The sequence below is a fragment of the Micromonospora sp. WMMD736 genome, from assembly GCF_049179015.1.
Lineage (GTDB): Bacteria > Actinomycetota > Actinomycetes > Mycobacteriales > Micromonosporaceae > Micromonospora.
Genome location: NZ_JBMHMI010000001.1, coordinates 626,690 through 641,389, shown reverse-complemented (window position 1 = coordinate 641,389; position 14,700 = coordinate 626,690). Strand labels below are relative to the sequence as shown.

12 protein-coding genes are annotated in these 14,700 nt (G+C 70.5%); 5 read left to right on the top strand and 7 right to left on the bottom strand.

Features of this window, described 5'->3' with window-relative positions:
• Positions 1-126: 126 nt before the first annotated feature.
• Positions 127-2,502 (bottom strand): FxSxx-COOH system tetratricopeptide repeat protein, encoded by a 2,376-nt coding sequence (fxsT, locus tag ACN269_RS02715; RefSeq protein WP_421470840.1) that lies wholly within the window; start codon positions 2,500-2,502, stop codon positions 127-129.
• Positions 2,499-2,909 (bottom strand): hypothetical protein, encoded by a 411-nt coding sequence (locus tag ACN269_RS02710; protein WP_421470839.1) that lies wholly within the window; start codon positions 2,907-2,909, stop codon positions 2,499-2,501. The genes fxsT and ACN269_RS02710 overlap by 4 nt, the downstream gene beginning before the upstream one ends.
• Positions 2,910-3,036: 127 nt before the next feature.
• Here ACN269_RS02710 and ACN269_RS02705 point away from each other — a divergent pair, with 127 nt between their 5' ends.
• Entirely contained in the window at positions 3,037-3,459 is a 423-nt protein-coding gene (locus ACN269_RS02705) for a PadR family transcriptional regulator (protein WP_421470838.1), read from the top strand.
• Positions 3,456-4,505: a GlsB/YeaQ/YmgE family stress response membrane protein gene (locus ACN269_RS02700; protein ID WP_421470837.1), complete on the top strand. Its 1,050-nt coding sequence runs from the start codon at positions 3,456-3,458 to the stop codon at positions 4,503-4,505. The genes ACN269_RS02705 and ACN269_RS02700 overlap by 4 nt, the downstream gene beginning before the upstream one ends.
• A 121-nt stretch (positions 4,506-4,626) precedes the next feature.
• On the opposite strand, the gene ACN269_RS02695 is transcribed toward ACN269_RS02700, so the two are convergent.
• Complete coding sequence (locus ACN269_RS02695) at positions 4,627-5,055, bottom strand: hypothetical protein (protein ID WP_421470836.1); 429 nt, start codon at positions 5,053-5,055, stop codon at positions 4,627-4,629.
• A 253-nt stretch (positions 5,056-5,308) separates the two neighbouring features.
• On the opposite strand from ACN269_RS02695, the gene ACN269_RS02690 reads away from it, so the two are divergent.
• A complete protein-coding gene (locus tag ACN269_RS02690) occupies positions 5,309-6,028 on the top strand; it encodes a hypothetical protein (RefSeq protein ID WP_421470835.1) in 720 nt (239 codons plus the stop codon).
• Between the two features lie 15 nt (positions 6,029-6,043).
• On the opposite strand, the gene metH is transcribed toward ACN269_RS02690, so the two are convergent.
• Positions 6,044-9,559 (bottom strand): methionine synthase, encoded by a 3,516-nt coding sequence (gene metH / locus ACN269_RS02685; protein ID WP_421470834.1) that lies wholly within the window; start codon positions 9,557-9,559, stop codon positions 6,044-6,046.
• A gap of 262 nt (positions 9,560-9,821) precedes the next feature.
• On the opposite strand from metH, the gene ACN269_RS02680 reads away from it, so the two are divergent.
• Both ACN269_RS02680 and ACN269_RS02675 read left to right on the top strand, forming a co-directional pair.
• Positions 9,822-10,691 (top strand): PAC2 family protein, encoded by an 870-nt coding sequence (locus tag ACN269_RS02680; protein ID WP_269678735.1) that lies wholly within the window; start codon positions 9,822-9,824, stop codon positions 10,689-10,691.
• A gap of 142 nt (positions 10,692-10,833) precedes the next feature.
• Positions 10,834-11,625, top strand: a complete 792-nt coding sequence (locus ACN269_RS02675; RefSeq protein WP_421470833.1) for a GntR family transcriptional regulator — start codon at positions 10,834-10,836, stop codon at positions 11,623-11,625.
• 371 nt (positions 11,626-11,996) lie between these two features.
• Here ACN269_RS02675 and mshC read toward each other — a convergent pair whose 3' ends face one another.
• The 3 genes from mshC to ACN269_RS02660 form a co-directional block, all read right to left on the bottom strand.
• On the bottom strand, positions 11,997-13,235 hold the full coding sequence (gene mshC, locus ACN269_RS02670; protein ID WP_421470832.1) for a cysteine--1-D-myo-inosityl 2-amino-2-deoxy-alpha-D-glucopyranoside ligase: 1,239 nt from the start codon (positions 13,233-13,235) through the stop codon (positions 11,997-11,999).
• A gap of 67 nt (positions 13,236-13,302) precedes the next feature.
• The gene (locus ACN269_RS02665; protein WP_421470831.1) at positions 13,303-14,121 is read right to left on the bottom strand and encodes an SCO1664 family protein; all 819 of its coding nucleotides are present in this window, start codon (positions 14,119-14,121) and stop codon (positions 13,303-13,305) included.
• The gene (locus ACN269_RS02660) at positions 14,118-14,696 is read right to left on the bottom strand and encodes a DUF3090 domain-containing protein (protein ID WP_421470830.1); all 579 of its coding nucleotides are present in this window, start codon (positions 14,694-14,696) and stop codon (positions 14,118-14,120) included. Before ACN269_RS02660 ends, ACN269_RS02665 begins: the two co-directional genes overlap by 4 nt.
• Positions 14,697-14,700: the final 4 nt, after the last annotated feature.

The window sequence follows — 14,700 nt, the reverse complement described above, 5'->3', positions numbered from 1 at the left end:
ACCGGCACACGAACTCGCGTACCTGGCGGCTGCTCTCATCGATCACGAGATTCCCGGCGCGAACTCTAGCGGCAGGCAGCACGATCCCTCGACGTCGGCATTCTTCGACAGAACGCACCATGATCGTCACCCGACGGCATCGTCCGCACTGGATCTCCTCCGCTGAATCTCCGCGTTGATCTCGGCCGCGCGCCGCTGCAACGGCAGCGCCTCCGTGGCCAGCCCCAGATCCACCAACGTGTACGCCAGGTTCTCCAACCGAAGCGCGATGTCGGGATGTCCCGCCGGCAACGCAGCCTCGCTGATCTCCAACGCTCGCCGCCGCAACGGCAGCGCCTCCTCCACCAGACCGATATCCACCAGTGTGGAGGCCAGATTGTTCAGTCTGGTGGCGATGTCCGGATGCCCCGCCGGCAACGCCGCCTCACTGATCTCCAACGCCCGCCGCCGCAACGACAGCGCCTCCTCCACGTGCCCCAGATCCCCCAACGTGCCCGCCAGATTGTCCAACCGAAGCGCGACGTCCGGATGCCCCGCCGGCAAGGCCGCCTCACTGATCTCCAACGCGCGCCGCTGCAACGGCAACGCCTCCTCCGCCTGCCCCAGGTCCCCCAACGTGTAGGCCAGGTTGTTCAACCGGAGCGCGATGGTGGGGTGTCCCGCCGGCAAAGCCGCCTCACTGATCTCCAACGCGCGCCGCTGCAACGGCAACGCCTCCCCCGCCCGCCCCAGAGCCCCCAACGTGTACGCCAGGTTGCTCAACCGAAGCGCGATGGTGGGGTGTCCCGCCGGCAAGGCCGCCTCACTGATCTCCAACGCCCGCCGCCGCAGCGGCAACGCCTCCTCCGCAAGTCCCAGCGCTCCGAGCGTGGACCCGAGGTTGTCCAACCGAAGCGCGATATCGAGGTCATCCGCCGGCAGGGCCGCCTTACTGATCTCCAACGCCCGCCGCCGTAACGGCAACGCCTCCCCGGCGCGACCCATGTCCGACAACGTGCCCGCGAGGTTGTCCAAGCGGAGCGCGATGTCCGGATGCCCCGACGGCAAGGCCGCCTCGGTAATCGCCAAGACCCGCTCTTCAGCCTGGCGGGCCTGGCCGTACGCTGCTTGCGTGTAGTAATAAAAACCAACCTGACCCAGCAGGAACGCGAAGGTCAGATCCACGGTGTCTGCAGGCATCTGTTGACCGAGCGCCTCGACATGTGGGACGAACTTTCTCCACTGCGGCCACGTGTCCACGTCTCTCGAGGGGTTACCGCCCGGACATGCCTGGTCGAGCAGAGCCAGCGCCCGGTCAAGGACCTGCTGCCACAACGACCCGGGTGGTTCGCTGCGCTCGTCGTGTCGGTCGGCCTCGGACTGCTCTTGCGCCTGCCCCCGCACCACCGTCTGCAGTAGTCGGTGCATGCTGACGGTCGTCTCCGTGAGCGTGACCAGGTTGTACGACGCCAACGCCGCCAACGCCTGGTCTACCGCAACGGCCTGGTCGGCGTCACTGGTCAGGATCGAACGTGGAACGTCGTCCGGGGCGTAGCACGACAGTATCCGTAGCAGGGCGATGGCCGTCGGCCGGACCTCGCGTAGCCGGTCGAGGGTGAGAAGCCACACCTGGGCGACCGCACGCTCCGCCTGGCCACCCTCCGGGATCGTGTTCAACGCCTCGGCAGGCTGCGCCCGCAGCCGATCCAGGTAGACCGACACCGGCAGGCGGGTCTGTCTCAGATAGCCGGCCGCCTGCTGCAACGCCAACGGCAGGTACCCCAACTCGTCGGCCAGCACCGCCGCCGCCAACACATCCCGCTGCTCTCCCGGCTCCAGCAACAGCCGCACCGCGGACTCACGATCCAGCATGTCGAGACGCAGACACCCGTCGACAAGCGTCTCCCAGTTCACGTCGCGACGCGTCGTGATCAACAGATGCCCCGTGTCGAGCTGCGCCAACAGGGGTTCGACATCCGAACGCTGCTCGACGTTGTCCAGCACGAGCAACCAGCCCGACTGGTTCTGCAACCAACCGACGGCCCAACTCGCGGCCTCCGCGGCCGTCGCCGTCAACATCAATTCCGGGTTCATCCGGGCCGTCAAGGCGGCCAAGCCGTTCTCGATCGCCGCCGGGCTGTCAGCGGTCACCCACCACCGCACCGGATACCGCTCACGCCGCTGATGGGCGTACTGCAACGCCAACTCGGTCTTGCCCACCCCACCCAGGCCATGCACCGCCTGACAGATCACCCCGCTACCGGCGGACATCACCGCCTCCAGTGCCGCCAGCTCGTCCTGACGACCGACGAACAACCGCGTCGCCGGCTTGGGCAGGTTGTGCAACCGCTTCCCCGTGTCGGGCGCCGTCGACGCCCGATGCAGCTCGATGCGCCGCGCGTCGACCTTCGCGTCGTCCCCCGTGATGGCGAGCCCGCTGATCTCCCGCGCCGCAATCGACCGCCGCCCGTCGGCGCCCACCCCACCGGACTCCCCGGCGCCGGGGGCATCCCGGTCGCTCATCGCGTCACCTGGCCACCATCCCCGGTGATCACCACCCCGCTGATCGTGTGGCCGGCGACAGAGCGCTCACCCGATGCCGTGATCGTCACCCCCGCCGACGCCAGCATCTCCGACAGCTCGGCGGCCAACCGCGCATCGGCAGCAACCGCCTTGCGGATCTGCCACCGCAACGCCGCCAACCGATCCTCGTCGGCCGGGTCCTCGGCCACATCCAGCACCGCTGCCTCCACCGACGGCCCGGACTCCTCCCGTCCCAGCAACCGGCGCAACAGCCGTCCACCGAGGCCCACCGTCGCGTCCGCCGCCACCTCCTGCACCCGCGCCACCACACCCGCCCCGTACGCTCCCGCAGCCGCCGCCACGTACGGCACCACCGCACCGGCCAGTGAAGTCACATCCGGATCCATCAGCCCTCACCCTCCGAGCCAGCTACCAGCGACCTCGATCAGTACCACACCGATGCACACACCGTCACGGCGCACTGTCCTTATTGCTTTGCCACCGATATAGCTTTGTCTCCGTTATATTGAGCCCATGGTCTCACCTCCACCGCTTCGAGAGCCGACGTTCCTGATCCTCACCGCGCTCGCGCGCGAGCCCATGCACGGCTACGGCATCGTCAGCGACGTCGCGGCCCTGTCCGGTGGGCGGCTGGCGTTGCGGCCCGGCACCCTCTACGGCGCACTCGACCGGCTCACCGACGAAGGGTTGGTCGAACGGGACCACGACGAGGTCGTCGAGGGACGGCTGCGCCGCTACTACCGACTCACCGAGGCGGGCCGGTCCGTGCTCACCGCCGAAACCGAACGACTGCGCCGCAACGTCGAGGCCGCCAGCGAGCGGCTACGGACCCAGCACCCCCGCACCCCCGCCGTCGGCGTCACCGCACGCAACCCTCTCCACTTTCCTGCCACGACCACCGCCCCAATGCTTCGACCGGCCGGAGGCCTGGCATGAACCAGCCCAACCCCACGCCGGGACAGTCCGGATCACCGCTGGAGTCCCGCTACCGGCGACTGCTACGGGTCTATCCGGGCGACTACCAGGCCGAGCGCGGCGACGAGATCGTCGGGACGTACCTTGACACGGTCGGACCGGGGCGGCGCTGGCCCTCCCTGAACGACGCCGTCGACCTGCTCAGCGCCGGGCTTCGGGAACGGCTGCGCGGGTACGGTGCTTCCGGGCTGGTCGCCGCTCTCCCGTTGGCCGCGACGGCCGCGCTCAGCACTCTCGTCGCGGTGGCGGCCTTCCTGCTTGTGCAGGTCGAATTCGAAGATCCCCGCTTCGCCCGGCTGGACCCGGTCGGTCCGATCCAGACCCTTGGTGCCGTCATCTGGCTGGGCTGGCTGGTCGTCGGCCTCGCCGCCACCGCGCTGCCGGGGGTTTGGGCCCGCCGTGGCGCGGCCGTTGGTCTCCTGCTGACCATCGTCGTACCACCCGCGGCAGCCCTCATCGGACAACCCGGGCCGCCGCTGTTCGTGCTGCTTCCCGCCGTCGCACTTGGCGTGGCCGCCCTGGCGCTGCCAGCTCATCCCGGCTGGGTCTCACGGAGCCTGCCGCCGCTCTCGGCCGCATGCGTGACGGCCGCATCGGTGACGCTCAGCTACGGCGAGAGAGGCGCCAACATGTTCACCTCGTACAGCTCGACCCCCGAACTGCTGGCGATGGCCGGCGGACTGATGATCGCACTGGTCCTGCTCGTCGCCCTCGGTCGCGCCCTGCGCGCCGACGACAGCGGTCTCTGGGCGGCCCTGCTGCTCGTCACACCGGCCGGCCTGTTCGGCGCCAACCAGCTCAGCCAGGGAGTCTGGGGAAGCCAGGGCGGCGAACCCACCTCGGCGGCTTTCGCCGTCACCACCGCGTCGATCCTCCTCTCAGGCGCGGCGCTGCTGACAATCGCCGTCGCGGGTCAGGCCGCGCGACACCGCACCGTACGGCGACGCGCGCTCGACAGCACCTGCCCGACCTGCGGACACCAGCGAAAGATTCCAACAGAGGCGTGAGGTGCCGCAGCTTTCAGCTACCTCGAGGGCACCTTCATACCGCCCCGGAGACGGCATGATCACGGCTGAGCAGCCTCGGCCACCGCGAGTCACCGCAGGAACTGCCCGGCGTATCAGGGCACTAGGGCGACCAGTGCGGGTCGAGGCTCTTGCCGTGCCCCTGGGGGCACCGTCCGTACCCGGTGCGGGACACGTTCCAGTGCTGGGAGCAGTACGGTACGTTGCACCGCGCACAGAATCCCGCGTCGTCGTAGAAGCCCGCCGTCGTGACGGCGGCGTGCCGGTACGGCGGGGTGAAGGCGTCGACGATGCGCTGCGCCTCTGCCGGGTCCGCCGGTCGGCCGAGCCCGTTACCCGCCGCGATCCCGGAATACAGCAGCCACCACCGCTGGCCGGTGTGGCGCTCCCGCGCGGCGGTGTAGGCGTCGCGCTGCGCCGGTGACCAGCGCTGCCATTCGACCGGCTGGCCGTCCGGTGCGACAAGTTCTACGCGGGTCGCCGGTCGCCCACACACCGCGCACGGCGGCTCGGCGACGAAGGCTTCAGGCATGCCCCCATCCTCCTACGACCGCCGGCCGAATACGACCGTCGATGCCGCCGGGGCCGGGGCGCTGACTCGCTCACGACATCGGGGTGGACCCACGGCGGGATGGCCCCTGCCCGAAGGCAGAGCGACCAGTCCACAGCCGGCGGCCCGCCATGGCCCGTCACGGGACAGGCTTGACACTCGCGTCCCACCACGTCCTGTAGACGATCTGTCCGGCCAGTCGATGACGGAGTGGGTCGACGGAGATGATGTCGGCATGGACGCATGGGTAGACGGCGACCTGGCCGGCGAGTTCGAGCGACAGCTTGATGACCTCCTGGCTGAGCTGAACTCGGTCTGGGTCGAGCCCGATCTACCGCCGAGGTTCGCGACTGACGAGTCGTTCCGTCGCTATCACCGGAGGAATGGCAAGCGCTGGCAGCTTGCCTGCGTTCTTCGAGAACGTCCTGACCTGGCGGCGGCCCTGGCCGACCGAGTCCTGGCCGCTGTGGTCTGCGACGAGGATGTGGCCGCCAATCGTCAACTCATCGAACCGCTGTCGGCGGCCGTGGGAGTTCGCAGGGTCCAGGAGTACCTGATCTCGGTCGTCACCTCCGGGCCGCTACTGCAACGCGTCTGCGCAGTCCGGGCCTGGTATTGGTCGCAGGCCGTGCTCGTGTACGAGTCGACTGAGTCGCTGCACAGCAGACGGCCGACGACGGTCAGCCAAAACCACGATGATGAGGTTGCCGACCTGCGCGCGTGGTATCGCGCAGCCTGTCTCACCGCCTTCGTCGAGTGCGACCACCACACCACGCGTGAATGGCTGGCCAAAGGCTTCATTCTGGACGAGTCCTTCTACCCGTCGAACCTGCACCGCAGGGTGGCCCAGGCCCGCGCTATCGCCGAAGCCGACCCGGTCCGGTTCGCGGAACTCATTGCCAAGACCACCGACGGGACGAACCTCGCTGCCATCCGGCGACGTGATGATCGATGAGTCCGGCGCCGTCCGTCACTTGGCGTTGAAGTAGCTCGCCTCCGGGTGGTGGACCACGATGGCGTCGGTGGCCTGCTCCGGCATGAGCTGGAACTCCTCCGACAGCTCGACGCCGATCCGCTCCGCGCCCAACAGGTCCACGATCTTCGCCCGGTCCTCCAGGTCGGGGCAGGCCGGGTAGCCGAACGCGTACCGGCAGCCCCGGTAGTCGTTGCGCAGGATGCCGGCCAGGTCCGTCGGGTCGTCGTGGCCCAGCGGACGCCCGTCGGGCAGGGTCAGCTCGGCGCGTACGCGTCGGTGCCAGTACTCGGCGAGGGCCTCGGTGAGCTGCACGGACAGCCCGTGCACCTCCAGGTAGTCGCGGTACTCGTTGCGGGCGAACAGCTTCGCCGCGTACTCACTGACGGGTTGCCCGACGGTGACCAGTTGCAGCGCGACCACATCGAGCTGGTCGCCCTTGGGCCGGAAGAAGTCCGCGAGGCAGAGCCGTCGCTCCTGCCGTTGGCGGGGGAACGAGAACCGGGCGCGCTCCGCGTGCCCGTTCTCGTCGAGCACCACCAGGTCATTTCCCTCGGAGTACGCGGGGAAGTAGCCGTACACCACGGCTGCCTCCAGGACCTGGTCGGCGATCAGCCGGTCCAGCCAGTACCGCAGCCGCGGTCGACCTTCGGTCTCCACCAGCTCGTCGTACGACGGCCCGTTACCGCCGCGGGCACCGTTGAGCCCCCACTGCCCACGGAACGTGGCCCGCTCGTCGAGCAGCGCCGCATAGTCGGCCATCGGCACGCCCTTGACGACGCGCGTACCGAAGAACGGCGGAGTGGGCACCTCCACGTCGAGGGCCACGTTGGAGCGGACCGAGGAGTCGTGCAACTCCGGCAGCGACTCGGTGACCACCGCACGCTGCCGCTCGCGGCGGGCCCGACGGGTGGCGAGCGCCGCCTCGCGCTCCGGGTCGACGACCGGGGCGCCGCCACGCTTGGCGGTCATCACCCGGTCCATGAGGGACAGCCCCTCGAACGCGTCGCGCGCGTAGTGCACCTGCCCGGGGTACATCGAACGCAGGTCGTCCTCGACGTACGACCGGGTCAGCGCCGCCCCACCCAGCAGGACCGGCCAGCGCTCGGCGACCCCGCGGGTGGCCATCTCGGCCAGGTTCTCCTTCATGATGACGGTGCTCTTGACCAGCAGCCCGGACATGCCGATCGCGTCGGCGCGGTGCTGCTCGGCGGCGTCGAGGATCGCGCTGATCGGCTGCTTGATGCCGATGTTGACGACCTCGTAGCCGTTGTTGGACAGGATGATGTCGACGAGGTTCTTGCCGATGTCGTGCACGTCGCCGCGCACGGTGGCCAGCACGATGCGGCCCTTGCCGCCGTCCTCGCTGGTCTCCATGTGCGGTTCGAGGTACGCCACGGCGGTCTTCATCACCTCGGCGGACTGGAGCACGAACGGCAACTGCATCTGCCCGGAGCCGAACAGCTCGCCGACGACCTTCATGCCGTCCAGCAGGATGTCATTGATGATCGACAACGGGGACCGGCCGCCGGCCATCGCCTCGTCCAGGTCGGCCTCCAGGCCGTTGCGCTCACCGTCGATGATGCGCCGCTTGAGCCGCTCGTCCAGCGGCAGCGCCGCCAACTCCTGGGCGCGGGTGGCCCGCGCGCTGGTCACGTCGACGCCCTCGAACAGCTCCAGGAACCGCTGCACCGGGTCGTACCCGTCGCGCCGCCGGTCGTAGACCAGGTCGAGCGCGACCTCGCGCTGCTCGTCGGGGATCTTCGACATCGGCAGGATCTTGCTGGCGTGCACGATGGCCGAGGTGAGACCGGCCTGCACGCACTCGTGCAGGAACACCGAGTTGAGCACCTGCCGGGCGGCCGGGTTGAGGCCGAAGGAGATGTTCGAGATGCCCAGGGTGAAGTTGACCCCCGGGTAACGGGCGGCGATCTCCCGGATCGCCTCGATCGTCTCGAGGCCGTCGCGGCGGGTCTCCTCCTGCCCGGTGGCGATCGGGAAGGTCAGCGCGTCGATCAGGATGTCGGGCCGGTCCATCCCCCACCGGCCGGTGAGGTCGTCGATCAGCCGCGCGGCGACCCGGACCTTCCACTCCTTCGTGCGCGCCTGCCCCTCCTCGTCGATCAGCAGCGCCACCACCGCCGCGCCGTGCTCGCGCACGACGGGCATGACCCGCGCGTACCGGGAGTCGGGGCCGTCGCCGTCCTCGAAGTTCACCGAGTTGACCACGCAGCGGCCACCGAGCATCTCCAGCCCGGCCTCGACGACGGCCGGCTCGGTGGAGTCCAGCATGATCGGCAGCGTCGACGCGGTGGCGAACCGGCCGGCCAGCTCGCGCATGTCCCGCGTGCCGTCGCGGCCGACGTAGTCGACGCACAGGTCGAGCAGGTGCGAGCCGTCGCGGGCCTGACTGCGGGCGATCTCGACGCAGGCCCGCCAGTCGGCGGCGAGCATGGCCTCGCGGAACGCCTTGGAGCCGTTGGCGTTGGTCCGCTCCCCCACCATCAGCACCGAGGCGTCCTGCGCGAACGGCACCGGGTGGTAGACCGACGACACACCCGCCTCGTGCCGGGGCTCACGTGCCGGGGCGGTGACGCCGTGCAGCCGCTCGGACAGCACCCGGATGTGCTCCGGCGTGGTGCCGCAGCAGCCGCCGACGAGCCCCACGCCGTACTCGGTAATGAACCGTTCCAGGGCCTCGGCCAGCTCCACGGGAGTCAGCGGAAAGTACGCGCCGTCGGCCGTCAGCACCGGCAGGCCGGCGTTCGGCATCACCGACAGGGGGATCCGGGAGTGCTGCGACAGGTAGCGCAGGTGCTCGCTCATCTCGGCCGGGCCGGTGGAGCAGTTCAACCCGATCAGGTCCACCCCGAGTGGCTCGATGGCCGCGAGGGCCGCGCCGATCTCGCTGCCCACCAGCATCGTGCCGGTGGTCTCCACGGCCACGTGACAGATGATCGGGACCTGCTGGCCCAGCTCGGCCATCGCCCGCTTCGACCCGACGACGGCCGCCTTGACCTGCAACAGGTCCTGGCAGGTCTCGATGATCAGCGCGTCCGCGCCACCGGCGATCAGGCCGGCGGCGTTCTCCTGGTACGCGTCGCGCAGGGTCGCGTAGCCGGCGTGCCCGAGGGTGGGCAGCTTGGTGCCCGGACCGATCGAGCCCAACACGAAGCGGGGCCGCTCCGGAGTGCTCGCCGCGTCGGCGGCCTCCCGGGCGATCCGCGCGCCCGCCTCGGCCAACTCGCGGATCCGGTGCGGGATGTCGTACTCGCCGAGGTTCGCCAGGTTCGCGCCGAAGGTGTTGGTCTCCACGCAGTCCGCGCCGGCGGCCAGGTACGCGTCGTGCACCCCCCGCACCACGTCGGGGCGGGTGACGTTGAGGATCTCGTTGCACCCTTCGAGGCCGTCGAAGTCGTCGAGCGTGAGGTCGGCGGCCTGCAACATGGTCCCCATCGCCCCGTCGGCGATGAGGATCCGATCGGCCAGCACATCCAGCAACGAAGTCCGCACCCGTTCAGGTTAGTGCGGCCCCTGGCGAACCCGAGCCCCGTCCACGCCCGATCCCATATTGTGTCGGGCGGATCACGCTGTCCGGTTCGCCGCCGTATGCCCGGTGGCGGAGCGGGTGGACCGGCGCGGCCGACGGGCCGCATCCCTGCCCGGCACGTAGGCTGACGGACGTGAAGGAGAACAGGGACGCCATCGTGCACCACGGTCCGACAACCGGGCGCGGTCCCGGTGCCGGCCGCGACGAGCAGGGTGAGGTGACGGCGTGACCGAGTTCGACGGACTGCCGGTCCTGCGGTCCCCCGTGGCCATCGCCGCGTTCGAGGGCTGGAACGACGCCGCCGACGCGTCCACCGCGGCCGTCGAGCACCTGGAACAGGTCTGGAACGCCCGGCAGATCACCGAGCTGGACCCGGAGGACTTCTACGACTTCCAGGTGAGCCGGCCCACCATCACCATGGCCGACGGGGAGACCCGCCGCGTGGAGTGGCCGACGACCCGGTTCATGGTGGCCAGTCCCGAGGGCACCGACCGTGACGTGGTGCTGATCCGGGGCATCGAGCCGAGCATGCGCTGGCGGACGTTCTGCGAGCAGGTGTTGGAGATCTGCCACAGCCTGGAGGTGGAGCGGGTCGTGCTGCTCGGCGCGTTGCTGGCCGACGTGCCGTACACCCGGCCGTTGCCGATCAGCGGCAGCGCCTCGGACGCGCAGGCCGCCGAGCGCTACCAGCTCACGCCCACCCGTTACGACGGGCCGACCGGCATCGTCGGCGTGCTGCACGACGCGTGCGCCCGCGCGGAGGTCGACGCCGTGTCGTTCTGGGTGCACGTGCCGCACTACGCCAACAACCCGCCCTGCCCCAAGGCCACCCTCGCCCTGCTGCACCGGGTCGAGGAGGTCGTCGACCTGCCGGTGCCGATGGCCGACCTGGCCGAGGAGTCCGCCGAGTGGGAGCAGCGGGTCCGCAGCGCCGCCGAGCAGGACGCCGAGCTTGGCGAGTACGTCCGCGAGCTGGAGGAACGCGTCGGCGACGAGGGCATCACCCCGTTGACCGGTGACGAGATCGCCCAGGAGTTCGAGAAGTACCTGCGGCGTCGGGGCGGTTCGGCCGGCCCCACCGCCGGCTCCTGGTAGCACCCTTTTCGCACGGGCCCTCGGACCTTCTCTGGTTTCGAGGGCCCGCCTCTATGTTCGGGGCCCGTTCCGCGTGTCCGGGGTAGCGCCGTCACACCCGCTAGGGCATCCTAGGAACCTAGATGTGATCAAGGAGGCGGGTGTGCAGATCAATCCCGGCGCCGCCGAGTTCCCCCACCGGCAGATCGCCGCGCAGCTCAAGGCCCAGGTCCGCCGCGGCGACTGGGGCCCCGGCGAACGGCTGCCGTCCATCCCGGCCATCGCCGAGATGTTCGGCGTCGCCAAGCAGACCGTCCAACGCGCCGTCGACCAGCTGCGGGTCGAGGGCATCCTGATCACCAAACCCGGCTCCGGTACGTACGTCCGAGGCACCCGGCGTCGACTGAACCGCCTCTCCCGGGGCCGGTACGGCGGTTTCCGCGGCTACCACACCGACCTCGCCGCCCGATACCGCCAACAGCTCGTCTCCGTCGGCCTCGCCCCCGCGCCCGCCGAGGTCGCCGACGCGTTCGGCGTCTCCGACGGCACCAACCTGCTCTGCCGGCGCCACCTCGTCCGCACCGACGACTCCCCCGTCGAGGTCGGCGCCTCCTGGTTCCTCCCCCGCGACACCGACGGCACCTCGCTGGAGCGCGCCGAGGCGTTCGGCCGACCGCTCTACCAGGAGGCCGAGGAGGCCACCGGCCGCCGGTACGCCTCGGCCACCGACACGATCAGCGCCCGCCAGCCCAGCCGGGAGGAGGCCGAGACCCTCCAGATCCGGCCCGACACACCGGTGCTGCACCTGCTGCACATCGCGTACGACAGTCACCGCAAGCCGATCGAGGTGTCCCAGGCGACCTGGCCCGGCCCGATGACCACCCTCACCGAGGAGTACAAGATCCCCGCCCCCACCCCCGACCCCGACCCCGACCCCGGCCTGGTCCTCGGCTAACCCCACCCCTGCCCTCGCCCTCGCCCTCGCCCCCGCCCCCGCCCCCGCCCCCGCCCCCGCCCCCGCCCCCGCCGATCTTGCACTTTGTGTCGCCGGTTTGCCCCGATTGGCAACTTCTGTTACCGCAGAAAGCGCAAGATCGACGCGAGGACGGGGCGCTCGCGTCGATCATGGAGTTGTGGTGCCTCACTTATGGGGCACAGCACCTCATATCGGCCAGCACAAGTCCATGATCGACACCGGTCGGCGACTGCGGGGCCGCCGGGGCGAGCACGAACACCCGCCACGCGAGCGCGAAGACCCGCCAGGCGAGCACGAAAACCCAACGGGGCGTCAGGCTGCGCGGGGAGCTCTGGGTCGCGGCCGAGCGGCTAGAGGCGGATGCCGAGGAGGGCGTCTACCGTCTTGGCGAAGAGGGTCGGGGCTTCCGGGTCGTCCGTGGCGCCGGAGAGAGCCGCGTCGGCCCAACGGTCGGCCACCGCCAGGACGCCGGGGGTGTCGAGGTCGTCGGCCAGTCTGGCGCGTACCCCGGAGAGCAGCTCGGCTCCGGACGGCCCGGCGGGCGCGGCGGCGGCCCGCCGCCAGCGGTCCAGCCGCCCCTGCGCGGCCGTGAGCAGCTCGTCGGTCCAGGTTCGGTCGCCGCGGTAGTGCCCGGAGATCAACGCGAGCCGGATCGCCATCGGGTCGACCTTGTCGGCGCGCAGCCGGGAGACGAAGACCAGGTTGCCGCGGGACTTGGACATCTTCTCGCCGTCCAGACCGATCATCCCGGCGTGCACGTAGTGTGCGGCGAACGGCGCCTGCCCGGTGAGTCGTTCGGCGTGCGCGGCGGAGGCCTCGTGGTGCGGAAACAGCAGGTCGTTGCCGCCGCCCTGCACGTCGATTCGGTCGCCGAGCAGGTTCAGCGCGATGACCGCGCACTCGATGTGCCAGCCGGGACGGCCCGCGCCCAGCTCCCCGCCCGGCCAGGACGGCTCGCCCTCGCGTGCACCCCGCCACAGCAGCGGGTCGAGGGGGTCGCGCTTGCCGGCCCGGTCGGGGTCGCCGCCGCGCTCGGGGAAGATCTCCAGCATCTGCTCGCGGGTCAGGTTCGACTCGTAGCCGAACCGGCCGGTGGCGGACACGTCGAAGTAGACGTCGCCGGTGCCATCGTCGAGTCGGTAGGCGGCGCCGTCCTTGAGCAGCATCTGGACCTTGTCGGCGATGTCCGGGATCGACTCGACGGCACCCACGTAGTGCGCCGGCGGGATGATCCGCAGCGCCTCCATGTCCTCCCGGAACAGCGCGGTCTCGCGCATCGCCAGGACCACCCAGTCCTCGCCGTCGCGGGCGGCCCGCTCCAGCAGGGGGTCGTCGATGTCGGTGACGTTCTGCACGTACCGCACCGGATGACCGGCGTCGCGCCACATCCGCTGCACCAGGTCGAACGTGATCATGGTGGCGGCGTGACCGAGGTGGGTGGCATCGTACGGGGTGATGCCGCAGACGTACATGCTCGCCGCGTCGGCTGGGTCGCTGGGGTGGACACCCTGCCGCGCCGAGTCGTACAACGCCAACGGCTCGCCCCGACCCGGCAGCCGTGGCACCTCGTGTCCCGCCCAAGACTCCATGACCTCAGCCTAACCAGCCCTCAGGCGACACCGGGACGCCCCACGGGTGATCAAGATGACAGCGGGGTCACATGGGTGGCCAGGGTATCGCCGGCCAGTCCTCCGGCGGCTGCGGGAAGCGGCCGGTCTCGCGCAGCCTCTCGACGCGGGCGGCCAGTTCGGCGATCTCCCTGATCGTCAGGTGGTCGGCCAGCTCCTCGCCGAGCGCCCCGGCGACCTGCGCGGCGAGCCCGTCGAGCATCTCCATGGCGTCCGGCGGAACCTGCTTGCCGGCCCAACCCCAGAGCACCGTACGGAGCTTGTCCTCGACGTGGAAACTCACCCCGTGGTCGACGCCGTAGATCCGGTCGTCGGCGCCGACGAGCACGTGCCCGCCCTTGCGGTCCGCATTGTTGATGACGGCGTCGAGGACGGCGAGGCGGGCCAGTCGGGGATCGTCGGCGTGCGCGAGGGCGTACGCGGCGCCGTCGTCGTCCCGGGCCGCCGCGATCGGGAACCAGCGCGGCGGCACCTCCTCGGCCGGCACGAACCCGACCAGCGGCTCCGCGTCCTCCGGCTCGTCGATCCAGAGTTGGCAGGAGCCGGGACCGAACGGCCCGTCACGCAGCACGGTCGGCGGGACCAGACCCCAGCCGGTGGCGTCGGAGACCAGGTACGCGGACACCTCCCGGCCGGCGAGGGTGCCGTCCGGGAAGTCCCACAGCGGGCGTTCCCCGCGTACCGGCTTGTAGACACAGCGGGCCGTGACGCCGTCGAGGGTCAGGATGCCCCGCAGGGTGGTGTTCGACGCGTCGACCAACCGACCCTCCAGGTCGAGGGTCCCGTCGCGGAGCAGCCGCAGCGCGGCGTCACCGTCGCGCAGAGGTTGGAGGCCGGACAAGGTCACCGGTGGTAACCGTTGTGCCGCGGGCACAGGTGCCCGGCGGGGTCCAACGGCTGGCCGCACAGCGGGCACGGCGGCCGGCCCGCGTTGACCACGCGCCGGGCCCGCTCGATGAACTGGCGGGTGGCCTGCGGGGTGAGCCGCACGCGCAGCCGGTCCAGGTCCTCGTCCGGTTCCTCGTCCTCGTCGTCCTCGTCGTCGTCCTCGTCGCCCAGCTCGACCTCGGGCTCCACCTCGCCGGCGGCGATCGCCTCGATCACCACGGTCGCGGTGTCGACGTCGAAGGCCAGCCCGAGCGTCCCGACCCGGAACTCCTCGTCGACCGGGGTGTCCAACGGCTCGTTGTCGCCGGTCACCGGCGCCAGCTCGGGCAACTCCACCCCGAAGCGGCGCTGCGCCTCGGTGAGCAGTTCCTCCAGCTTCTCGGCCAGCAAAGACACCTGGACCTTCTCCAGCGCGACGCTGACCAGCCTGCCGCCGCCGCGGGCCTGCAGGAAGAACGTGCGCTCCCCCGGCGGCCCGACAGTCCCGGCGACGAACCGCTCCGGCGGTTCGAAGGCGTGCACCTGGTGGGTCATACCC